Source organism: Nitrosococcus wardiae, from assembly GCF_004421105.1.
Classification (GTDB): domain Bacteria; phylum Pseudomonadota; class Gammaproteobacteria; order Nitrosococcales; family Nitrosococcaceae; genus Nitrosococcus; species Nitrosococcus wardiae.
Genome location: NZ_CP038033.1, coordinates 2,544,869 through 2,565,460 on the forward strand (window position 1 = coordinate 2,544,869; position 20,592 = coordinate 2,565,460).

The 20,592-nt window shown below is 54.1% G+C and carries 22 protein-coding genes and 1 pseudogene; 15 read left to right on the top strand and 8 right to left on the bottom strand.

Annotation, left to right across the window (positions count from 1 at the left end; translation table 11 throughout):
- Positions 1 to 71: 71 nt before the first annotated feature.
- From E3U44_RS12215 to E3U44_RS12245, 7 genes are all read left to right on the top strand, one after another.
- On the top strand, positions 72 to 668 hold the full coding sequence (locus E3U44_RS12215; protein WP_134358455.1) for an ABC transporter ATP-binding protein: 597 nt from the start codon (positions 72 to 74) through the stop codon (positions 666 to 668).
- Positions 665 to 1,462, top strand: coding sequence for an ABC transporter permease (locus E3U44_RS12220; RefSeq protein WP_420812621.1), 798 nt, complete (start codon positions 665 to 667; stop codon positions 1,460 to 1,462). The genes E3U44_RS12215 and E3U44_RS12220 overlap by 4 nt, the downstream gene beginning before the upstream one ends.
- 171 nt (positions 1,463 to 1,633) lie before the next feature.
- The gene (locus tag E3U44_RS12225; RefSeq protein ID WP_134358457.1) at positions 1,634 to 2,038 is read left to right on the top strand and encodes a BlaI/MecI/CopY family transcriptional regulator; all 405 of its coding nucleotides are present in this window, start codon (positions 1,634 to 1,636) and stop codon (positions 2,036 to 2,038) included.
- Positions 2,035 to 3,033, top strand: coding sequence for a M56 family metallopeptidase (locus tag E3U44_RS12230; RefSeq protein ID WP_134358458.1), 999 nt, complete (start codon positions 2,035 to 2,037; stop codon positions 3,031 to 3,033). Before E3U44_RS12225 ends, E3U44_RS12230 begins: the two co-directional genes overlap by 4 nt.
- A 3-nt stretch (positions 3,034 to 3,036) precedes the next feature.
- The gene (locus E3U44_RS12235; protein WP_134358459.1) at positions 3,037 to 4,341 is read left to right on the top strand and encodes a TolC family protein; all 1,305 of its coding nucleotides are present in this window, start codon (positions 3,037 to 3,039) and stop codon (positions 4,339 to 4,341) included.
- On the top strand, positions 4,338 to 5,888 hold the full coding sequence (locus tag E3U44_RS12240; protein ID WP_134358460.1) for an efflux RND transporter periplasmic adaptor subunit: 1,551 nt from the start codon (positions 4,338 to 4,340) through the stop codon (positions 5,886 to 5,888). Before E3U44_RS12235 ends, E3U44_RS12240 begins: the two co-directional genes overlap by 4 nt.
- A gap of 7 nt (positions 5,889 to 5,895) precedes the next feature.
- Entirely contained in the window at positions 5,896 to 9,018 is a 3,123-nt protein-coding gene (locus E3U44_RS12245; protein ID WP_134358461.1) for an efflux RND transporter permease subunit, read from the top strand.
- On the opposite strand, the gene E3U44_RS12250 is transcribed toward E3U44_RS12245, so the two are convergent.
- The 4 genes from E3U44_RS12250 to E3U44_RS12265 form a co-directional block, all read right to left on the bottom strand.
- Entirely contained in the window at positions 8,985 to 9,845 is an 861-nt protein-coding gene (locus tag E3U44_RS12250; RefSeq protein ID WP_134358462.1) for a Tc toxin subunit A-related protein, read from the bottom strand. The two genes, E3U44_RS12245 and E3U44_RS12250, sit on opposite strands and share 34 nt — an antisense overlap.
- Entirely contained in the window at positions 9,842 to 11,593 is a 1,752-nt protein-coding gene (locus E3U44_RS12255; RefSeq protein ID WP_134358463.1) for a Tc toxin subunit A-related protein, read from the bottom strand. Before E3U44_RS12255 ends, E3U44_RS12250 begins: the two co-directional genes overlap by 4 nt.
- Before the next feature lie 29 nt (positions 11,594 to 11,622).
- Positions 11,623 to 12,210 (bottom strand): hypothetical protein, encoded by a 588-nt coding sequence (locus tag E3U44_RS12260; protein ID WP_134358464.1) that lies wholly within the window; start codon positions 12,208 to 12,210, stop codon positions 11,623 to 11,625.
- 64 nt (positions 12,211 to 12,274) lie between these two features.
- Entirely contained in the window at positions 12,275 to 12,910 is a 636-nt protein-coding gene (locus E3U44_RS12265) for a SpvB/TcaC N-terminal domain-containing protein (RefSeq protein ID WP_134358465.1), read from the bottom strand.
- Positions 12,911 to 13,219: 309 nt separating this feature from the next.
- Here E3U44_RS12265 and E3U44_RS12270 point away from each other — a divergent pair, with 309 nt between their 5' ends.
- The gene (locus E3U44_RS12270; RefSeq protein ID WP_134358466.1) at positions 13,220 to 13,405 is read left to right on the top strand and encodes a hypothetical protein; all 186 of its coding nucleotides are present in this window, start codon (positions 13,220 to 13,222) and stop codon (positions 13,403 to 13,405) included.
- 161 nt (positions 13,406 to 13,566) lie between these two features.
- Here E3U44_RS12270 and E3U44_RS12275 read toward each other — a convergent pair whose 3' ends face one another.
- Entirely contained in the window at positions 13,567 to 14,175 is a 609-nt protein-coding gene (locus E3U44_RS12275; RefSeq protein ID WP_134358467.1) for a hypothetical protein, read from the bottom strand.
- Between the two features lie 199 nt (positions 14,176 to 14,374).
- On the opposite strand from E3U44_RS12275, the gene E3U44_RS12280 reads away from it, so the two are divergent.
- The 4 genes and pseudogenes from E3U44_RS12280 (at position 14,375) to E3U44_RS19660 (ending at position 16,014) form a co-directional block, all read left to right on the top strand.
- Entirely contained in the window at positions 14,375 to 14,782 is a 408-nt protein-coding gene (locus E3U44_RS12280) for a helix-turn-helix domain-containing protein (RefSeq protein ID WP_134356860.1), read from the top strand.
- A 1-nt stretch (position 14,783) separates the two neighbouring features.
- Positions 14,784 to 15,326 (top strand): annotated as a pseudogene (locus E3U44_RS12285) (IS630 family transposase); the annotation flags it as partial.
- Between the two features lie 5 nt (positions 15,327 to 15,331).
- On the top strand, positions 15,332 to 15,682 hold the full coding sequence (locus E3U44_RS19655) for a hypothetical protein (RefSeq protein ID WP_206054779.1): 351 nt from the start codon (positions 15,332 to 15,334) through the stop codon (positions 15,680 to 15,682).
- Entirely contained in the window at positions 15,679 to 16,014 is a 336-nt protein-coding gene (locus tag E3U44_RS19660) for a hypothetical protein (protein WP_206054780.1), read from the top strand. The genes E3U44_RS19655 and E3U44_RS19660 overlap by 4 nt, the downstream gene beginning before the upstream one ends.
- Before the next feature lie 13 nt (positions 16,015 to 16,027).
- Here the strand turns inward: E3U44_RS19660 and E3U44_RS12295 are convergent, their stop codons facing one another.
- Together E3U44_RS12295 and E3U44_RS12300 are read right to left on the bottom strand one after the other, a co-directional pair.
- Positions 16,028 to 16,786 carry an FAD-dependent oxidoreductase gene (locus E3U44_RS12295; protein ID WP_134358468.1) on the bottom strand — a complete coding sequence of 253 codons (759 nt, stop codon included), beginning with the start codon at positions 16,784 to 16,786 and terminating at the stop codon, positions 16,028 to 16,030.
- 123 nt (positions 16,787 to 16,909) lie between these two features.
- A complete protein-coding gene (locus E3U44_RS12300) occupies positions 16,910 to 17,539 on the bottom strand; it encodes a hypothetical protein (RefSeq protein ID WP_134358469.1) in 630 nt (209 codons plus the stop codon).
- 213 nt (positions 17,540 to 17,752) lie between these two features.
- Here E3U44_RS12300 and E3U44_RS12305 point away from each other — a divergent pair, with 213 nt between their 5' ends.
- Together E3U44_RS12305 and E3U44_RS12310 are read left to right on the top strand one after the other, a co-directional pair.
- The gene (locus E3U44_RS12305; protein ID WP_134358470.1) at positions 17,753 to 18,799 is read left to right on the top strand and encodes a hemin-degrading factor; all 1,047 of its coding nucleotides are present in this window, start codon (positions 17,753 to 17,755) and stop codon (positions 18,797 to 18,799) included.
- A gap of 4 nt (positions 18,800 to 18,803) precedes the next feature.
- Positions 18,804 to 19,451 carry a class I SAM-dependent methyltransferase gene (locus E3U44_RS12310; protein WP_134358471.1) on the top strand — a complete coding sequence of 216 codons (648 nt, stop codon included), beginning with the start codon at positions 18,804 to 18,806 and terminating at the stop codon, positions 19,449 to 19,451.
- 75 nt (positions 19,452 to 19,526) lie between these two features.
- Here E3U44_RS12310 and E3U44_RS12315 read toward each other — a convergent pair whose 3' ends face one another.
- Positions 19,527 to 19,871: a DUF1523 family protein gene (locus tag E3U44_RS12315; protein WP_134358472.1), complete on the bottom strand. Its 345-nt coding sequence runs from the start codon at positions 19,869 to 19,871 to the stop codon at positions 19,527 to 19,529.
- A 341-nt stretch (positions 19,872 to 20,212) separates the two neighbouring features.
- Between E3U44_RS12315 and E3U44_RS12320 the strand changes: the two genes are divergently transcribed.
- A complete protein-coding gene (locus tag E3U44_RS12320; RefSeq protein ID WP_134358473.1) occupies positions 20,213 to 20,587 on the top strand; it encodes a PH domain-containing protein in 375 nt (124 codons plus the stop codon).
- Positions 20,588 to 20,592: the final 5 nt, after the last annotated feature.

The following is a 20,592-nucleotide window of genomic DNA, read 5'->3' on the forward strand; positions in this document are numbered from 1 at the left end:
AAGTACCCGATTTTGGGATAAGCTGTTTGATACCTTTATCAAAGATTGGCGGATTTACTTGTGGACTTGTCATGCTAACCGTTCGTCATTTACGCCGGTCGGGCCTTTCTCCGGTCTCTTTTGATTTAGAAGATGGAGAATGCCTGGCCGTGCAAGGCTCTTCTGGTTCCGGCAAAAGTTTGCTGCTGCGCGCTCTTGCCGATTTAGATCCCCATGAGGGGGAGATCAGCCTTGATGATAAATCTTGGGACTCTATGCCAGCGACCCAATGGCGGCGGCAGGTGGTTTATTTACCTTCCGAACCGGGTTGGTGGAGCGATTATGTAGTTGATCACTTTCTTGTTTGGGAGGAGGCGATTCCCTGGGTAGAAGCCCTGGACCTGCCGGCGGCGATCCGGGACCGGACCGTGGAACGCTTATCCACGGGTGAGCGCCAGCGTCTCGCGCTGGTCCGGGCCCTGGTCCTTAACCCACGGGTATTGCTGTTGGATGAGCCCACCTCTGGACTGGATAATAAAACCACCTACAATGTTGAACAAATCCTCAAGGGACGCTTAAGCAGGGGCACCAGCCTCCTTTGGGTGACCCATGATCCAGCCCAGGCTCGCCGGGTCGCCCAGCGATGTTTGTTCTTGGAAAACGGTCATGTCCATGAGGAATGGCTTTGAATTATATTCCTCTCGGTACTTTCGATCTGGCTATTGCCTCGGTGCTGGTGATCCTCAATGGCGCTTTGTCCTTTTTCCTGGGACTTGGGCTAGAACGGCAACTCCTGATTGCGACTCTTCGCATGATTGTGCAGTTGGCTCTCATCGGGCTCGTCTTGAAAACCCTGTTCGCTCTATCTTCTCCTGGATGGACAGGGGTTGCTGCTTTGGTCATGATCCTCTTCGCGGGCCGGGAGATCATGGCCCGCCAGGAACGCCGGATGACAGGGTTTTGGTCCTATGGCCTGGGGACAGGCTGTATGCTATTGGCGGCGAGCCTGGTCACTATTTTTGCCTTGACGACACAAGTCCGGCCCGATCCATGGTATGACCCTCGCTACGCGCTGCCCTTATTAGGAATGATTCTTGGCAATACCATGACCGGGATTAGCTTGGGTTTACACAGTCTTTTGACTGGGCTGGTGCGGGATCGAAGCGCCGTTGAGGCCCAACTGGCCCTGGGGGCTACCCGCTGGCAGGCGACTCTTCCTGTGGCCCGAAATGCCCTGCGTAGTGCTTTGATGCCGATCATTAACACTATGGCGGCCACGGGTCTGGTGTCCTTGCCGGGGATGATGACCGGCCAGATTTTGGCCGGTGCCGAGCCCATGGAAGCGGTAGAATATCAAATGTTGATCATGTTTCTGATTGCTGGTGGCACGGCGTTTGGGTCGGTAAGCGCCGTGTTGGGGGCTGTCTATTGGACGACGGACACTCGACACAGATTGAGGCTAGAGCGGCTAAGACAGCCTTAAGGCATCATATGAAACGCACGGTCTCCATCAAACTGGTACCTACGCCAGAGCAAGCGCAGGCACTTTCTGAGTTGCAATCCGATACCGCTAAGATATGGACTCTGCCCAAAACCGATTGACAATCGGTTTTGGTCTCGTGACAATGATGGTCAATTTGGAAGTAGCAGGGCGATGTTGTCGATTCGATCTTCATACCTGGGAGAGCTGGAAATTGCCGTTCTCGAACACCTGTGGTCCGCAGGGGCACTGGAGGCCAAAGGTGTGCATCAGGGGATTGGTATCCAGCGGGGGATTTCCTTGAATACCGTCCAATCGACTTTGGAGCGGTTGTATCGGAAAAAACTGCTGAGCCGAGAGAAGGTCCGCCATGCCTATGTCTATGCGCCTACGGTGCAGCGGGAGGAGTTGATGGCTCAATGGGTGGGCCAAGTGGTTCATGTCTTATCCGAAGGGAAGGGCCACGATCTGTTATCGGCCTTTGTAGATTTTGCGGCCCGAGTAGACGAGCATAGCCTGGATCGCTTGGAGCAGTTAATCGCAGAGCGTCGCAAGCAGCAGCCAGAGGACTCCCCATGACGGCGTTTGCAGAAGTTTTTTCGCTTGCTTTCGTGGCCTGGTTTGGGTTTGCCGGGGTGACCGCATTGCTCTGCATTTTCTTTTATCCTGTGGCTCGTCGTTGGTTTTTGTCCCTGCCACCGGTGATGCGGGCCAATCACGTGTTAGCCTGGACGGTGGCTCCTGCTGCGGTAGGGCTGTTGTTGACCAGCTTTATTTTTTTACCCACTGTATTAAGTCTTCTGGGGATGGCCTCCGATCATTGCCAGGCTGGCGGGGCAGGTTTTGCCTATCCTTGCTTGTTGCATCCCTTCACCTCAATGGAAAGAGAACTTCCTTGGTTTCTACTTTTCCCATTGACTGCGCTGGGGTTATTTTTTTTGGGGCAGATAATTTGGGAGTGGTTGCGTGTGCGCCGGTTTGTGCGCGCGCTCACCCTGGCAAGTGCTCCTGATGCCTCCCGGGATATCTGGGTAGTAAAAAGCGAATGGCCCTTAGCCTTTGCGGCGGGGATTTCCCAGGCTCGGATTTTTGTCTCCGAAAAATTGGTGCGTGATCTTTCATCGCCCCAACTGGCAGTCGTTCTGGCCCATGAGCGTGCCCACCTCTATCATCATGATCCAGCCCGGTATTTTTTCGCCCGGGCGATTGCTTGCCTCCATGTTTCCTGGCTCCGTCGAAAATTGCTGGAAGACTTATCCCTGGCCGCCGAGCAGGCCTGTGACGAGGAGGCTGCCAAGCAGGTAGGCGACCGCTTGCTGGTGGCGGATACCATTGTGCAAGTGGAGCGTTGGTGCCATCAACAGCGCCGCTCTGCACCTGTTCCCCTGCCTTCCTTTGTGGGCAGTCAGGTGGTGGCGCGGGTGGAATCTTTGTTGGCCAGCCCCCAGGAACCCGGCTGGATGTATCGAATGATAATTGGTGTTTCCAGGGGTTTGGTGCTGATCACCCTTCTGTTTGCCGCTGATCCCCTCCATCAACTGACTGAGGCTGTGCTGGGATTTTTGGTGGAATAAGCGATGAGACCTCGGCTGCCAAGTGGTGCTGATAAAAAACCGATGAGCTATCGGTTTTTGGGAATCGGATTGGCGGTGACGTTGTGGTTGCTGTCGGTTCCTTTTTTTTTGGCCGCTTCGGAAACCCACAACTCTTCTGCCAAATGGCTTACCGCCCAGGAAGCCATTCGTCTGGGGCTGTCTCGTCCGGAGGTGAATCGGTGGATGGAAGGTCGGATTGGCGTGGCTCAGAGCGAAGCCACCCAAGCCGCCCTTTGGCCCAACCCCCAGCTTCAATATCAGCGGGAAGAAACCAATACCGGTGGGGGAGCTTCTATTGATGAATTCTTATGGCTAACTCAGAAATTTGATTTTTCTGGCCGGCGGGGATTACAGGTCAATGCGGCCAAGCAGCGGGTTCAAGCGACCCGACAGGAAGCCGAGTTTCGGCGCTTAGTGCTGACAACAAAGATACGACAGGGGTTTTATCAGGTTCTGCATCAGTGGGAGTTGCTGCAGAACTTGGAACAGTGGTTGGAGCGCCTCGGGGTGATTGAAACCGTGGTCCAGAAGCGGGAGGTCGCCGGTGAGATTTCAGGCTATGACCGTTTGCGGCTGACCCGGGAGCAGGCGGCGGTCCGGGCCCAGATGCAGAGCGAGGAGGCTATCCATCATCGGGCTTGGGAACACCTCCTGGGGATATTAGGGGCGAAGGAGAAAAAGACGGTTTATAGGGGCGTGACCGGTTCCCTGTTGCCCCAATCCCTGCCGCCATTAGAGCGGCTGTTACAAATGCTCACTTATCGCCCCGATCTGCAAAGTCTGGAGCAGCAGGCCAATGCTCATGCCTTGGAGCGTCAGGCCGCCGCCCGGGGTTGGATCCCGGATCTCACCCTCAGTTTAGGGAGTAAAAAGGGGAAAGATGCTTTTGGCAGTGATGCCGGGCCTTTTTTTAGTGCCGGAATCAATCTGCCCCTGTTTGATCGTGATCAAGCCAAACGGGATCGGGCTTCGGCCAGGCTCCAAGTGGTGCGCAGTGAATACCAATTGGCCCTAACCGAGGCCCAAGGGGCGGTTCGTGGCCGCTGGCAGGAGGTGCGGCAGTTGGCTGCCGCGGCACGAGAGGTGCGCCGTAGGGATGTGGCCGCAGCTAGAGAGTTGGTGCGCACCGCAAAAGCCGCCTATGAAGGGGGGGAAATTGGAATCTTGGAGCTGCTTGATGCCTATCGGGAGGAAATGAATACGGTGACCCGCGCTTTAGAATTGGAAAGCCGCGCCCGCCAGGCCCAGATTGAACTGGAGCGGTTGGCCGGAGAGGGCTTGTCATGAGGGGATTGAGAACCGGGTGGTTATGGCCACTCTTTTTACTGGTGGCCTGTAGCACTTCCCAAGCACCGGTCCAGGACGGTACGCCTGAGTTGGCAGGGATCAGTGTCACTGATTTCACCGATCAGACGCAACTCTTTGTGGAGTTTCCTCCCCTGGTGGTGGGCCAAGAATCTCCCTTTGCGGCCCATTTGACGCGGCTTGAGGGTTTCCAGCCCATGGCTGAGGGGCGGGTGACCGTATTCTTGGGAGGGGGAGATCTCCCCCTCGAACTCGAAAAATTTGTCGTTGATGCCCCCCAAATTCCCGGGATTTTCCGGCCGGTAGTTACGCCCCAGCATTCAGGGCGGCGGCAATTGGCTATCCGGCTGGTAGCACCAGGAGTGACGGTGACCCATTTACTGGGAGCGGTGACTGTTTATCCGGACCGGGAGGCAGCCGCTCAAGCCCATCCCCCTGAAGCGGAAGAAGAGAATGGGATCACTTTCTTGCTGGAGCAGCAATGGCGGGTTGATTTTGCCCTTGAAGCGGTCCGCCAGCATACCCTCCGGGAGTCGGTTGCCGCCACGGGGGTAGTGGGTGCCCGCGCCGATGGAGAGGCTCAGATTCATGCGCCGACGGCGGGCCATCTCCTCACCCAGGGCACCAATTTTCCCCGCGTGGGCATGTCCGTTGAGCAAGGTCAAATCCTGGCGGTAATCGCCCCCCATCTCGCCGTTGAAGCCGATTTTGCTTCCTTAGAATTGGCGGGGCAAAAGGCCCGTTCCCAATATCAATTTGCTGTCCATGAGCGCCAGCGCTTGGAAGGACTGTGGGCGCAAAATGCGGCCCCCAAACACCGTCTGGTGGCGGCGCGGAAGGAGGAGGCCATCGCCAAGGCGGAATTGGAAGCCGCCCGGCGTCGCCTGGAGCAATATCAACTCCAATCCTCTGGGGCTGTCTCGGGGGTGCCCGTCCGGGCGCCTATCGGCGGCACTGTGGCCCAGGTCCAGGTGGCGGCAGGCAGTTACCTGGAAGTAGGCCAGGCTTTATTTCACGTGGTGCAGTTAGATCGATTGTGGCTGGAAGCCCGAATCGCGGAGGCGGATCTGGGACGCTTGCATCATCCTACCGCCGCTTGGTTTGAAGTGGATGGCTTTGACCAGCCTTTCCGGATTGACCCGGAGCAGGGAGGGCAACGAGTAGCTTTTAGCACAGTAGTCGATAAGGTGAGCCGGACAACACCCCTGATATTTGAGTTTCCTAACCCCAATCAGGCTCTGCGGATTGGGATGTTTGCCCGGGTGCAGGTGCTGACGGGTAAAAAGGTCCGGGACGTTGCTGTTCCCCGCTCAGCCCTAGTGGATCACAACGGCCAAGACGTGGTCTATGTGCTGGTAGGAGGGGAGTCCTTCGAGCGCCGCAACGTGCAATTGGGTATTCGCGAAGGGGACACTGTGCAGGTGTTGAAAGGACTCAGCGCCGGCGAGTGGGTAGTCACCCAAGGGGCCTACCTGGTTCACCTGGCGGCGGCTTCGCCCGCCGCACCAGGTCACGGTCACGCCCATTGAGGATTCTATGATCACCAAAATCATCCAATGGTCCCTGAAGCAACGCTTGTTGATTCTTCTTGGCGCTGCAGCCCTTTTGGTGTGGGGCGGCGTGGAGACCGGGCGGATGCCGGTGGATGTGTTTCCCGATCTGACCGCGCCTAGGGTGACGGTGGTGGCTGAGGCCCATGGCATGGCCCCGGAGGAGGTGGAAACCCTGATCACTTTTCCCTTGGAAACGGCCTTTAATGGAGCTAGCGGCGTGCGGCGGGTGCGCTCCTCCAGCGGTGTGGGGATTGCGGTGATCACGATCGAATTTAACTGGGGGATGGATATTTATCGGGCGCGGCAGATCGTGGCCGAGAAACTGCAATTGGTGCGCGGCGCCCTTCCACCCCAGATTCCGCCGCCGATGCTGGCGCCGGTGACTTCCATTATGGGCGAGATTATGTTTATTGCCTTGACCTCCGATCGGCACAGCGCCCTTGAGCTCAAGACCAAGGCGGACTGGGTATTGCGCCGCCGCTTGCTGGCTGTCCCGGGAGTAGCCCAGGTGATTCCCATCGGCGGCGATACCAAACAATACCAGGTGATCATTCAGCCGGAACGCTTGGCTGCCTACGATATTGCGGTAGACCAAGTGGTGGAGGCGTTACGAAAGACCAATCAGAATATTTCGGCTGGGTTCTATGTACAGGGGGGGCAAGAATACCTCATTCATGGGATAGGCCGGGTCCAGCGCCTGGAAGATATCCGCGAAACCCTTATTACCCAGCGTGGCGACCAGCCGGTGCTGGTGCGCCATGTGGCAGAAGTGGCCCTGGGTCCGGCCCCCAAGCGGGGTACCGGCGCCCATAATGGGGAATCAGCAGTGATTATTGGGATTCAAAAGCAACCCGACACCAATACCTTGGCACTGACCGCACGTCTTGATCAGGTTTTGGTTGACATCCAAACGGCTTTGCCGCCGGGAATGACCCTCAAAACCCATATTTTCCGGCAGGCGGATTTTATCACCGTGGCTATTGAGAACTTGTTAGAAGCCCTGCGGGATGGGGCCATCCTGGTGGTGGTCATTGTGTTTGCTTTTTTGATGAGCCTCCGGGCCAGCGTGATTACCTTGCTGGCCATTCCCTTGTCCCTGGTGACGGCCGTTCTCACCATGAAGGCTCTGGGCGCGAACTTCAATACCATGACTTTGGGGGGAATGGCCATTGCCCTGGGGGCCCTGGTGGACGACGCGATTATCGTGGTGGAAAATATTGTCCGTCGTCTTCGGGAAAATCAACTGCGAGAAAAGGAGCAACGGCGCTCCCTGGGCCGGGTGGTCTTGTCAGCAACCCGGGAGATCCAAGGTTCCATTGTTTTTGCCACCTTGATCATTATCTTGGTATTTTTGCCTCTGTTTTTTCTCTCTGGGGTGGAAGGCCGCTTGATGCAGCCTCTAGGGTTGGCCTACATCATTTCCCTGACGGCTTCCCTGTTGGTTGCCATTACCGTTACCCCTGTGCTGAGCCTTTTGCTGTTGCCTCGGGCACGGATTGTTCAGGCTAACCAAGAAACCCGGCTCGTGGGGTACCTTAAAAGGCACTATGAACGGTTTCTTACCGCCACCGTAACCCGTTGGAAAACCATTGCCCTGGTGGCACTCATCGCCTTAACCGCTACGTTAGGGGCCCTTGCTGGAGTGGGGCAATCCTTTTTGCCGCCTTTTAATGAAGGTAGTCTCACCATCAGCGCATTGACTTTGCCGGGGACCTCATTAGCCCAGTCCAATCGCTTAGGCCAAAGGGTGGAAGAAATTCTGCTCCAGCATCCGGAGGTGGTGGCCACCGCCCGCCGCACCGGCCGTGCCGAACTCGACCCCCATGCCCAGGCCATCTATGCCTCCGAGATTGATGTGAGCTTGAGGGGGGGAGAGCGGAGCAAAGAGACCTTTCTCGCCGACCTGCGGGCAGATTTAGCGGCTATCTCCGGGATGCAAATCAACATTGGTCAGCCCATTTCCCACCGCATCGATCATATGCTTTCGGGGACGCGGGCCAATATCGCGGTCAAGATTTTTGGGCCTGATCTCTATGAATTGCGCCGGATGGGGCAGCAGGTTAGGACTGTGATGGAAGGAATACCCGGTGTGGTGGACCTGACTACGGAGCAGCAGGCGGATATTCCCTTTCTAACGATTAAATTCAAACGCCAAGCGATTGCCCGCCATGGCCTGCAGGTGCAAGAGGTGGCGGAGGCAGTGACCACGGCTTTCTATGGACAGTCGGTTTCTAAAATTTTAGAGGGGCAGTCTAGCTTTGATCTGGTGGTGCGCTATGACCCGAGAGTCAAAGCCGATCTGGAGGCTGTTCGGGCGGCCTTGATCACCACCCCGGGCGGTGCCCGTCTACCTCTCCACGCCCTGGCGGAGATCCGCAAGGATCGGGGTCCCAATACCATCAGCCGGGAAAATGTGCAGCGCAAGATGGTGGTCATGGCCAACGTGGCAGAACGGGATCTAGTGGGCGTGGTGGAGGAAATACAACAAGAAGTTCAGCAAAGGGTTCCTCTGCCGGCAGGTTATCATATTGAGTACGGTGGTCAGTTCGAGAGCGCGGAAACGGCTTCCCGCACTCTGTCCATTCTGGGGGTGTTGGTGGTTCTCAGCATTTTCCTGTTGCTGTTTATGGCATTTCATTCGGCGCGGGATGCCAGCTTGGTCATGGTGAATCTGCCCTTGGCCCTCATGGGAGGCGTGATCGGCGTCTATCTGTCCGGGGGAATACTTTCCGTGGCTTCCCTGATTGGTTTTATTACCCTATTTGGGATTGCGACCCGTAATGGAGTGATGATGATTGCCCATATCCATCACTTGGTGGAGAAAGAGGGCGTGCGGGAGCCCCTTACCGCCGTCATCCGGGGGGCCAAGGAACGCCTTATTCCCATTCTTATGACCGCTTTGGGCACAGCCCTGGCCCTAATTCCCTTGGCGTTGAGCGCCGGCGAACCGGGAAGCGAAATCCAAGCGCCCATGGCTATGGTGATCCTGTTCGGCCTTTTGACTTCAACAATGCTCAACATGGTGGTGGTGCCAGCCCTTTATCTGCGCTTTGGGGCGGTGAGGTCGCGATTCTATGCGGACCATTGCGGCGTCCTGCCCGAGTAGGTAATGACAAACAAGATGTCTTCGATTTCCTCGTTTTTGAATACTTCCTCTGGCTTTCTGCCATCTTTCAAAGGAGTAAGCAGAGCCAGCTCCCACTCGCCGACCGGTGTGTTGCCAGTCATTGGTATCCAGCAGGTGCCTCCATTGCCGCGCCGTGTGCTGATCACCCCATCGATGGAGGTGGCAGCACCTTTTGGCTTGTGCTCTCCCGTCTTGTCAGTGAAGGTAAATTGGAGCTTGGTTACAGGTACCTCAAAGGTCTTGCCTTCTTTGCGAACAAAGTAAAGCACTATTTGATCGATATTCAGTGATTCCAGGTTCGGAGGGAAATCCTCGCGTCGGGTCTTCCATTTGACGGTCATGGGTACATTCGGCGCTTGGATAAGGTCCGGATGGTGAAGGTCGTACCACTGATCCGAGAGTTCGTGACGGAAGCTGAAGGCCCGATCCGCGCTCACTCTTGGTTTCAAGGTCTGGGTGACTTGCTGGTAGTAGTTGGAGCTGTGCAGGGCCGTGTATTCAATCGTAATCAGCACGTCAGCGAGGGTCTTGTAGTCAAACGGGTTCGACGCCTTGGGCATGCGGAATTCCCAGGTAGTATCGACGCCCAAGCCCTCAAAGGGAAAAAGCATTTCCGACTGTTGCTGTAGCTCGAAGAGGCCGGTGGCATCCCGGGGTGAGGTGAGCGCTACCATCTCCGGATCGCGTCGAACAACTGCCTCCTGGAACACATCTCCGCCAATGACCGCGCGAGAGGCGCCGGTGGTGGCAAGCGTTGCATGGATGCCTTGGGTCGAAGGGATAAGGGCAATGACGGAAACCCTCACCCGCTTCGCTTGATAAGCCGCAGGTAATGACCGGGGAAATCGCGGTCAAAGAGCTCCTGGGGTGTGCGGAAAGTGATCACACCTGTTTTTTCCTGGAAGCGCTGGAATTCCACCGGCGACAGGGCCGCCAGGGAAATCGTCTTGGTGAGCTGGAGCTTGCGTTTGTCGGTTTCGATGGCGTACTGATCGAGCTGGTAGATGTCCTGGAGCAAGCGGGCCGAGCCGGTGAGGCCACGGCGATCAATAGTTTTCCCTGGCGTCAAGGTTGTCGCCACCATGTCTTCGGAAGGCGCCTCCCCATAGTCTTGTCGGATGTAATTTGGCGGTGTGACCTGGCGTTCAAAGGCGAGTTGATTCTCGGCCAACCTGGCCACGGCAGTAGCTTCCTGCAGAAAATAGCTGTAGACATCCTCGAGTATGCCGCTCATCCAGTCGTAGAGCTCGACGTTGGTGAATTTGTTGGCCAGGAACTCGGCGGTGTCCTTGGCGTGATCCTTTTGCATCAGGGCAATGGTGCGCTCCTGCCCAACCACCCGCACGTGATCCTCAGCGATCGTGACCTGCTGTGCGCCGATGCGAACGTCTTGCTCGGCAAGGGACTTTTCGAACTCCCATTGTTGCGCTCGGCGCTCGTAGCTTGCCTGTTGCGCGAGTATTTGCGCCTTTGTTTCAAGCATTTTGATGGCAAATTCGGCCGACCTAGACACTTCTGTAAAACCCCAGTATACGAGAGAAGCTGCTTTATAGCTGGCCGCAACCCATTCAAAGTGTTGCAGGTTGGCTTTCTCGTTGGCACTTAGATCTCCTAAGAGCCAAGTCTCATACTGGTCGACTTGGATCTGTGCTCGCTCTTTCTGCAGGCCCGCCAGTTGCACGCCGTCTTCTGCCTCCTTAACTCGTAAAGATTGAAGTGTAACTTGAACGCCAGCAAGCTCAATATCCTGCTTGGATTTTAACCGACTGTAGGTCTCTGCATCACGCTTTTCCAAGGCGGCGAGCATAGCCGCTTCCATTTGTTGAGCGACGCCGAGGATTTGCTTGGCCCGGTCGATCAGGAAGGAGAAGCGGTAAGGCGTGGGCACGATGGTCGTGGCCCCCGGTAGCAGGAGTTGGCCGCGGGCGCCAATTTGGGGTAATCCGCTAATCTGATCGGTGGGAGCGGCATACGGTTCGAGCGTGCGCTTCATGCCTGTGATGTTGCGGCAGGTGCGGAGTTTGTGCAGGTTCAACTCCGCTCGTAGCCTCAATGTTCTGGGGATTGGGTTCGGAGAAATACAGTAGCTGAAAGCGTCCTGGCTGAGCGACATTGCCATGTTCTGGTAAGGCGCGGAGGATACGGCACTGCCCTTGCCGGCGTTGATGCCAACGTTTTTGACAGAGTCGAACACTTGGTTATCTCTGAGTAAGGCTCCAAAAGCAGAGTCGAGGGCCTTTATACTGTCGGCAAACGCCGAACCGACGGTCTTGGGGCTGGTTCCATTTTGGGAGAGGGCCTTTTCAGCAACCATCTGGGCACCTTTCATCCGGTTCTCCCATGAGGCATCCGCGGCAAGCATGGTGTTGATTTCGGTGATCGCCGTCTGCACAATCTCGGGATGCTGCACCTGGGAGACATTTCCCATGATGTACGAGAAGGATGGCATCCACTCCTCGGGCACCTCATGCTTCAACTCCACATCGATCTGCAGTTGGTTTATTGGGTCGCTGCAGGGATCGGGGCCCTGCTTGATCTCCTCGATTTCCAGCAAACCGAGGGCTGTTTCATAAAGCGCACGCGCTAGGGCCACCGACTCGCTGGTGTCACGGGTAAACTCGGCGTCCGCGTAGTCGACGAGGCAACTTCGGCGCTACTTGAGGTGTTCCAGTGGTGCTGGTACTCCAGCGCATCGTTGTAGTGGGTCCGGCCGGCGTTGTCGTTCTCGTCGTAGGTGGTGATCTCCCAGGGCGTCGGCGTGAAGTGGGCTAGGTCGGCCAGGTCGGGGGGGACCCCGTAAATAACCCGCTGTTCCGAGCCATCGGGGTTGACGGTGCGGATCACCTGACCGCGTGGATCGTAGAACATCTCCGCCTTCTGCCCCCGCTCGGCATTGGTCGGCGCTTGGTAGTCCCAACCGCAGGCGAAGAAGGGCTCATACTTTTCGATCACCCGGCCCTTGTTGTCATAGGTCTGCCACCCGCTCACCACCACGTTGGGCTGGCCGCCCGGGCAGGCCAGCCAGCCGATGGCGTTCTGGTTCGGTGCGGTTTGGTCAGGCGGCAGGCTCGCGTCGCCGAAGGTGATGTCCTCGGCCTGGGTGCGGGTCTGTAGGAGCCGCCCAAAGCCATCCGAATATTCGACGGTCTCGATGGTTTGATCACGCTCCATGAAGTCCACATCCGTGTCGTTGATGTGGTGTACCCGACGGATGGTGCGAACCGAGATGGGTTGCTTATGTGGCTCGAATGCCAGGAAGTCGTACGCAAAGCGGGTACTGGGTGCCTGGTCGGAATCGCCTAGGTTTTCGCCTGGCCGCCCCATGAGGGCGGTGGATTCCAGGAGTCCTAATGGGGTGTAGATATAGCGCGTACGGTTGCCGTTGGGATCGGTGACCTGCTTGACCGTAAGGGAAATGCGGACTGTTGCGCATGTGAATACGTTTACCCCAGTTGCCATGGCCCAAGTTGGGCCAGTATTCGACATTGCCGTCATATACCAGCACGATATCCTGTAGGTACTGTATGGCTCCAGGTTGCTCCTCAATCGGCACCAGGTCTTCTGCACCCGAAAGGACAAAGGTATTTTCCGAGTCATCATAGCGAGGCACACCCCTCGAGGTTTTGCGGCTCACCCCGGGAATACTCAAGCTCCACCCCAGTCCAAAGGGTCCATTACCATTCCCAGTGCTATAGACCAGATTGAGTTCGGGTTGAAAACTATTTCGGCCTGCTGGCAGAGCAACTGGAACAGTAAAATTGCCAGTGCCGGTGTGGAGATCAGGGACGAATGTCTCTCCGATTCCTTGCAGCGCGGCACCCCCTTTCGGGAGTGAAATCACTTGGCTTGAAGTGCCGGATTTATTAGCCATCTACTGGGCTCCTTTATATCCCGGGGGGCCTGAGCCTAGATCTAAAACAATGCTTCGAAGTCGGCCAACAGGATTAGCAGCACTAGATCCATCGAGATGCCCGTAAAAAGCGTGACGCCCAGTAACAATTTCAGTCACTTGAGTTCATTTCTAACGCCATGAAGGCAAGCGATGGGGAAGTAATAATAGGTGTGAGCTCAAGGTCGCATTAACTTTCCGGAAGCAGAATAAGCTTTAGATAAAGCTTTATTTAAAAACCTAGACTAAATTGGCAGCAAAACCAATCTTAGCTTTAATGAGGTGGAGGTTGTGCTGCGTGTTCCAGGTTGGCTCCACATGGCTTTTATCCTGGGCTTGGTGGGTGGCGGCTCCCGATGTTACAGAGTCTTTGTGGAAGCAGGCGTGGACAAGGATAATCTTATGCCTAAAGTAGAAGAAATAAAGTCGGCCATTGAATCTCTTTCTCCTGAAGAGTCCGTGCGCTTAAGGCGATGATTTTCTAAGGGTTATAAGGCAGATTGAGAGCAGTGGCATAAACAAATTGAGGAGGACGCTAAATCGGGCAAATTAGATTTCCTCATCAAAGAGGTTCTTGAGGAAAAAAGCCGGGAACGCCGTAAGGAACTTTGAATGCAAGATTAGAAGACGGCTCTCACTCAAGAGGATCTGTTAGATTTCAAGCCCGACTTTAGAACTTGTGCCATGATATAGGGATGAAAGAGGGCAGTCGGGGGTTTTAGGAAATGCAACACTTCATGGAAGGTAGTGGCAATTTTTTTGTCCCGGGCTGACAATGCAAGTAGCCGGGCGTTATACCAATTCATTAAGGAAGTCCCTAGGGGCCGCTTGCCTTCCGTTTGGGGGTAGAGAAAATCAACGCTGGTTGCCATTCTCCAGGCGTTATCAATAATACGGGAGGCCTTTTTAAAATAGTCTCTGGATAGTACTGGTAGCTCACCCTTCGAGTGCTGTAAACACCTCTCAAACGTTTCCGCTTCTAGGGCACAGACGGTGATTCCCTGGCCATAAATGGGATTAAAGCTACACATGGCATCTCCCATGACCAGAAAACTTTCAGGGAATGGCACAAGACATTGGTAATGTCGGCGAAGATAGTTGGGAAACCGGTATTTGGCAATGGGGGTAAGGGGGGTGGCATTTTGAATGGCTTGGTAAATTCCCGGGTGATCCAAGGCTTTGGCAAATTGCAGGAATCCTTCCTCATCCTCTGGAGGATAGTCCCGCAATGCTCCAACTAAGGTCACCAGCCAGCGGTTTCCTTCACGACTTGGAAAGTTAACTGCTTAAGAGGGATGATAGGGGGAAGAACAACTGAAGAAAATGCATAGAGATGTGGCTACCGTTAGTCGGTGTTCCCAGCCTAATATAGCACTTCCCGTTTTCATTAGGCACAATGTTAAAATAGCTTGTTTTCTTCAACCCGATTGAAGGGGTTTAACGACGATGCCTGCACCGTATTCATTGGATTTACGCCAAAAAGTCATTGAAGCCTATGCGAACAAAGAGGGTTCAATCCGTCAGCTGGCGACACGATTTAAACTGTCGAAGAACACGGTCAGTGGTTTTTTGAGGCGCTTTCGGGAGACGGGGACGGTCCATCCCAAGCGCCGGGAAGGAGTGGGGCATCCGGCAAAAATTGATGAGCCGAGGGCCCAGTATTTGACCGAGGTGTTGCAGTGCGAACCCGATTTAACGCTCCAGGAATTGTGCCAGCGATTTGAAGCCCGCTTTGGTGAAACGATTAGCACCTCGGCGATGGATCGAGGGCTGAAAAAGCACCGGATCACGCGAAAAAAAAACGGTCTACGATCCCCAAAAACACACCCCCCGGGTCCAACAACGCTGGCTTGAGTATTGGATCAAAGTGAGCCTGTGTTCCCCCGAAGACTTCATTGTGCTCGATGAAACCGGAGCGGTGTTGAATCTGACCCCGGTGTATGGCCGGGCCCCTCAAGGGCAAAGAGCCTATGGAGAAAAACCAACGACCCAAGGCGAGCGCATCAGCACCATCGGCGCTCTGTCCAGAGACGGAGTACTGCCAGCGATGTGTTTTGAAGGCACACTCAATGGCCCCGTTTTCCTTTATTATGTCGAACATTTCCTCTGGCCTCACCTCCAGGAAGGGAAAGTGGTCATTTTAGATAATGCCGCCGCTCATCGATATGAAGAGGCTATCGAGAAGATCGAGCAGACCGGCGCCAAGGTGGTCTTTCTACCCCCCTATCATCCTGAGCTCAATCCTATTGAATACGCCTGGTCCAAGCTAAAACATGTCCTAAAGAAAAAAGCGGCCCGGACAAAAGAGCAGCTTTATCAAGCCCTCAGCGAAGCGCTTACGCTGATTTCCCCTCAAAACTGTCAAGCCTACTTTAAGCATTGTGGCCTCTGTCCCTAACTTAAATGAGAACCGCTATAAAGGAGGGTCTTGAGCCTTACCGAGAGTTCTTTTGTCGGGACGCCGGGTTTGAGCATGTGAGTCGCTATATCACGGGATTGTTGCTCAGTCCCAATAAGACGCTGCAAGGGATTGACGCCCAGCAGGTTTGGGCGAAGGCTGGAGGGGTGAGCCGACGAGCGATGCATGCGGCGGTGTTTGAAGCCGGCGGGGATAGTGAGGGGTTGCTGGCGCGCCATCGAGCGGTGGTCGCAGGCGAGCATCGAGGACGGGGCTTGGAAGTCATGGTTCTGGATTGGACCTACGTGCATCATGACCGGTCACCGATGCCCTGCACTGGGAAGCAGGCCGGGTGATTCGGGTCTGGAGCGATCGCTGGCCGGTGGAGATCTTTCATGAGTTCTGCAAACAAGCCGTGGGCCTGGAAGCGTCTCAGGTACGTAAGGAGGAAGCGCTCAAACGCCACTTCCGCTTGAGTGGCGTAGCGCAGTCGTTGCTTCAGCGGACCCCGGCGGGTGGCAGAAAATCAGAACGATTTGCCTTTGCTGAAGATAATCAGCAAACCGTCGCTCAGAAGCTCTATACCCTCACCCGTGATGCCTTGAGTCAGTGGGTGCAGTTGGCACAGGGCCTCTTCGCTCAGGGGCAATCTTATCAACAGGTTTTGGAGCGACTCATGCCCGTCTAAATCAAGCCCGCTCTCAGCATGGGGAGGGTAACGTTCCAAGTCGTGTTCCTTCCACAGGGAAAATAACGCCAAACTTAGTGCTGGAGGGGGCTTGGGGATAGACAGCTAGAATTTTCCAGTCAGATTTAAAATCTGGAGGTGGTTGGTAGAGTCGACTTCCATACCCCAGATAGATTCCCACTCTAGTTTCCTCCGGTCTAGGATAGCCCAATGCTTCCCGCCATTTCGGAGTTCTGCTGCCTCGACCGCTGGCATCGATGACCATATCTGCCGCCAGGGTTGCCACGGTTCCCTTGTTTTTAGGTCGAATGCGGACTCCGGTGACGCGTTGTTTCTGAGCATCGGTCTGTAATCCGACGACCGAGGTAGCAGTGAGAAACTGAACAGGGTGATGCAATGCCAAGTGGCGTTTTAGATGCCACTCAAGAAACGGGCGGGTTTGTGAATATCCAAGAATTTTGGTGCTTGGCGGCAGTCTCCAGGCGCCATGATGGAACCACTGGAGCTCTTCAGTAGAGATATCGACCACAGTGCTGCCTTGTGCTACTAAATCTGCGAAGAGTTCAGGAAATTGCTTGGCGAGCACAGTGGTGCCGTTTGCCAACAGAACATGGCCGTGCCGCCCTTGGGGGACTCCCTTTCGTGGGCTTGGTGTTTCAATATCCTTGTCCACCAGGGTGACCCGCTGGAAATGGTTTTGGAGAACTCGAGCCGCCAGCAAGCCAGCAATACTGGCTCCGATGACCACCGCATGACCACGGGAATTTCTCATTGAAGTCTCACAGAGAAGTTCGGCGACCCCTTCGCTCCAATACCTCAAAACTTTGGTCGAGGAAATTACTTTGCTGACATGAGCTACCTTCCTTGGAACTTTCCTTCAACCTTTTTCCGCCAATTAATGGGAGGAATGGTTTGAGGTGTGATTTAGGTTGCCTTCGAAGACCGGGGTTGTTGCTTCGTAGTCTTTATGGCGGGTTGACATCTGCATTTGGGAGGCATATTTCTCCCCGTGTTTTAGGGGGGAAACGGACTGGTGGGTGCGTAAACGGCGCCTCGTTTGGATGAGTGAGGCGATTATGAAGATGAGTAGAGCAGCCAGAGTCGCCTCTAATAATAGGAAAGAGCCAATCTTGAAATAGGCAAAATCTGGGTGGACAAAGCGCACCAGCCAGCCGCCAGCTTCATTAGCCACTGCGGCAAAAAAGGTTAGGCCGGAAAGCCAAATTTTAAGAGCGGTGGGAAGTTCCGTAAACAGCATCAGATGGGCTAGAGTGAGCACGAGAATACCCATGGAAAAAAGGTGGAAGTGGGAGACTTCCAGCAGGCTTTGGTAGCTAATGGGTTGGGTGAAGTCTTCTTCCGAGCCAAGATAATAGTCTGTAACAGAACTTGGCGTTAAACTCATCTTATGAAAATACATCAAACCATTGCTGACCCAGAGCAGGGCGATGTAGCCCAGAAAAAGTAGGATAATGGTATTTAGCAGCGCGCTGCGGCGTTGTTCTCCAGTCACAAAAAAACGCATTTTAGTATCCCTTTCAGATTCACAATCCCGGGCCTTTCCCTGCGCACGCGGCCCTTTTTTCTCGTTTCAATCCTTGCTTATTGTTAATCCTAATCGATTTGAGAATGAATGCAAATTATTATCAATTATTTTTGTAAATTGATTGACATTTAAATGATAATGATTATCATTTACATATAATAAACTTCTCTTTCTAATAGGGGTAGGCCTAAAATGTTGAGAACGCAATGGCGGCATGACCAAGAAAAGCCCAGGGTTTGCCTTCCAAGAAAAGCTGCCCATGGGGATGTCAGTGAAGTTGAAGTTTTGGCAGCCTCTTGCGGAAAAACGGTCACTCGCTTATGTGGTCTGCGGGATTTAATTAAGGAGTTACCCCAACTAGGGAAGGTGAGGGTGGTAACGGGTAATCGCCACGTGGTCCAGGAGAAAGTAAGCCAATACCAGGCCATTAAATTATTCGATTCTCATGGGCGGGTACAGGGTGACGCCATCGATTTACGCTTGTTTCTCAACCATTGGCATTATGGTTTTGCCGTTAAAGAGAAATGGGATGATGGCTTTCGCCATAGTTTACAGTTCTTTGATCGAGATGGTGTTGGCGTGCATAAGGTTTACCTGACCAGGGACAGTCATTGGGAAGCCTATGAAAACTTAATAGCCTATTACCGCAGCGCCGATCAAAGACCCCGGCAGTCAGTAGCGCCGGTGCCCCGGCCTCTTTTTTGCGCCGACGAAGAAATTGACATGGCTTTACTCCGACAGTCATGGTGCGCTCTTCAGGATATCCATGATCTTCCGGCGCTTTTTAAAAATTTTGGGATGACTCGGATTCAAGGTTTGCGTTTGGTCGGCGCTGACCTAGCCACTCCCGTTGTCTTGCCTGATTTGCAAGTATTCATGAAGGTGTTGCGGGAGACAGCGTTGCCCTTGAGCTTTCATGTGGGCAATGGGGGGGTGGTGCAAATCCATACAGGAATGGTCAAGCAGGTGGGGATCACGGGCCTTTGGCTGACTGCCTTAGATACTGATTTTACCCTCTACTTACGAGGAACCGGGATTGCCAGTGCCTGGATCCTGCGTAAGCCGGGGGAGGGAGGTACGTTGTCCTGCCTGGAGCTGTATAATTGGGCAGGAGAAAATGTGCTGCAGATCTTTAGTCCCTCCCAGCCAGGACAGGTTGAGTATGGGATCTGGCAAGGGTTGTTGGCAGCGTTGGAAACCGCATCAATTTCAGAGTGCAGTCTATTACTCACAGGATAACAACATGAATGATTCAAGCCGGGAAGTGGTGCCCAAAACCCGGGGAGCCGTGCTGAAATGGCAGGCACCGTTTTATGATGCAGAATGCGCCCTGGTGGGTTTGAGAAAGAAGTTTCGACGGGAGACGCTGCGCTATGCTCGGCTGAGCCCTGGCAAGCAAGTTCTGGATGTGGGGTGCGGGACGGGGGTGTTAACCCAATTGGCGGCGGAGGAAGTAGGTCCTTCCGGGGCGGTGGTGGGGATTGATCCTTCTGTTCCCATGATTACCTTGGCCAGGAAAAAAGCGGCCCGTTCCGGGAGCCAGGCTCAGTTCAAGTTGGGGATTGTAGAGGATCTCTCTTTTGAGAATAGGCGCTTTGATGTGGTGTTATCTAGCTTGATGATACACCACTTGCCTGCAGGGTTGAAACGAGAGGGATTGAGTGAAATTTATCGTGTCCTCAAGTCTGGTGGGCGCCTGTTGGCGGTAGATTTTGACCGGCCAGGTCACCCTTTATGGTGGTTGCTGCTATGGCCTCAGTTGTTCATGCCTGCTGTCGCTGTCCATGTGCGTGGTGAAATTCCGGATTATTTGTCCGCGGCGGGTTTTCGCCAGGTACAGCCGGTGGGGCGATGGTTCAATTTATTGACATTCTGGGAAGCTAAAAAGTAAGCACTAAGGAGGACAACAGTCCCCCATGAGCATTTCGAAACTCCTGTATTGGATAACTAGAAGGAGCAATTTCTCCTATTCTTGTTGCGGTAGGTTCCTTGTCTTCTCTCGCAAGACTTCCAGATCGCTGACATTCCAGAACCACGACAAGAAGTTGCTACGCCAGCCATAATAGGTCATTTCCACCACCAGATTTTCCCGTTCTGCAATTGCCGCATCGCCTTGAATGTCAGCGCTGTTGAACTTAAGCCGATGCCAAGCATCCTCGTTGCGGAATACCATTCGCTTGTCGTCCTTTTGGCGGATAGCGGTGATGCGGTACTGGTCGTTGTTGTCGATGCGTTTGACCTCAGTATCTACAACCCGGAAAAGTGCAGTTCTAGGCCAGTGGTAGCTAATCAGAGCAACGAGGCTCCCCATTATTAGCGTTATAGCGATGACGGTGACGGTTGTTTTGAGTGTTTTCACACGAAATCCTTCGCTTGGTTGGTATGGTCAGTTAACTTGAGATGAACGTCGCCCGGTGGACCGGTGGATAAGTGCGACCTTAAAAATTTGATAAATTTATCACGGTGGCAGTCTAACTGTCTGTTTTGGCAAAGGCAACAGTAGCGTTCCTCTTCGTAAGCGAGAAGGCGCTTCCCCGATAATGGTCTATTCTAGCAGGTGGCTCTGATGGGATATCAACTCGCGGGTTGGGATCGGATAAGATACTATGAGTTTTCTGTTTTAAAATCAAATAAGACAAAGGAAGGCCAATTGTGTCAACCATACTTTATGAAGCGAATCCTTCCATGTTGCGGATGAATCCGTTTCTCACAGTATTTTCTATCTTGCTGATTCCTCTGGGAATCGGAATTATCGTTCTCTTGTGGATGTATATCAAGACCAAGATGGACAAGCTCACCATCAAAACAGACGAGATTGTTTGGGCACACGGCTTATTGAATAAATCTTATACGGAGATCCATATGAGCTCTGTTCGTACGGTCAAGGTCAACCAATCTTTATTGCAAAGAATGTTAAACGCAGGTGATGTGGTGATTTACACTGCCGGGGACAATCCTGAAGTGATGATTCAAGGCTTGCCGGAGCCGGACAAAATCCGTGATTATATCAAGGGTCAGAACGAATGAGGAGG

Excerpts from the sequence above, each read along its gene's own strand:
- E3U44_RS12310 (WP_134358471.1), top strand. The coding sequence starts at position 18,804 with ATGAATGATTCAAGCCGGGAAGTGGTGCCCAAAACCCGGGGAGCCGTG.
- E3U44_RS12265 (WP_134358465.1), bottom strand. The coding sequence starts at position 12,910 with ATGGCTAATAAATCCGGCACTTCAAGCCAAGTGATTTCACTCCCGAAA.
- E3U44_RS12245 (WP_134358461.1), top strand. The coding sequence starts at position 5,896 with ATGATCACCAAAATCATCCAATGGTCCCTGAAGCAACGCTTGTTGATT.
- E3U44_RS12215 (WP_134358455.1), top strand. The coding sequence starts at position 72 with ATGCTAACCGTTCGTCATTTACGCCGGTCGGGCCTTTCTCCGGTCTCT.
- E3U44_RS12235 (WP_134358459.1), top strand. The coding sequence starts at position 3,037 with ATGAGACCTCGGCTGCCAAGTGGTGCTGATAAAAAACCGATGAGCTAT.
- E3U44_RS12295 (WP_134358468.1), bottom strand. The coding sequence starts at position 16,786 with ATGAGAAATTCCCGTGGTCATGCGGTGGTCATCGGAGCCAGTATTGCT.
- E3U44_RS12230 (WP_134358458.1), top strand. The coding sequence starts at position 2,035 with ATGACGGCGTTTGCAGAAGTTTTTTCGCTTGCTTTCGTGGCCTGGTTT.
- E3U44_RS12260 (WP_134358464.1), bottom strand. The coding sequence starts at position 12,210 with ATGGAGCGTGATCAAACCATCGAGACCGTCGAATATTCGGATGGCTTT.
- E3U44_RS12315 (WP_134358472.1), bottom strand. The coding sequence starts at position 19,871 with ATGGGGAGCCTCGTTGCTCTGATTAGCTACCACTGGCCTAGAACTGCA.
- E3U44_RS12305 (WP_134358470.1), top strand. The coding sequence starts at position 17,753 with ATGTTGAGAACGCAATGGCGGCATGACCAAGAAAAGCCCAGGGTTTGC.
- E3U44_RS19655 (WP_206054779.1), top strand. The coding sequence starts at position 15,332 with ATGAGAACCGCTATAAAGGAGGGTCTTGAGCCTTACCGAGAGTTCTTT.
- E3U44_RS12240 (WP_134358460.1), top strand. The coding sequence starts at position 4,338 with ATGAGGGGATTGAGAACCGGGTGGTTATGGCCACTCTTTTTACTGGTG.
- E3U44_RS12280 (WP_134356860.1), top strand. The coding sequence starts at position 14,375 with ATGCCTGCACCGTATTCATTGGATTTACGCCAAAAAGTCATTGAAGCC.
- E3U44_RS12300 (WP_134358469.1), bottom strand. The coding sequence starts at position 17,539 with ATGCGTTTTTTTGTGACTGGAGAACAACGCCGCAGCGCGCTGCTAAAT.
- E3U44_RS12225 (WP_134358457.1), top strand. The coding sequence starts at position 1,634 with ATGTTGTCGATTCGATCTTCATACCTGGGAGAGCTGGAAATTGCCGTT.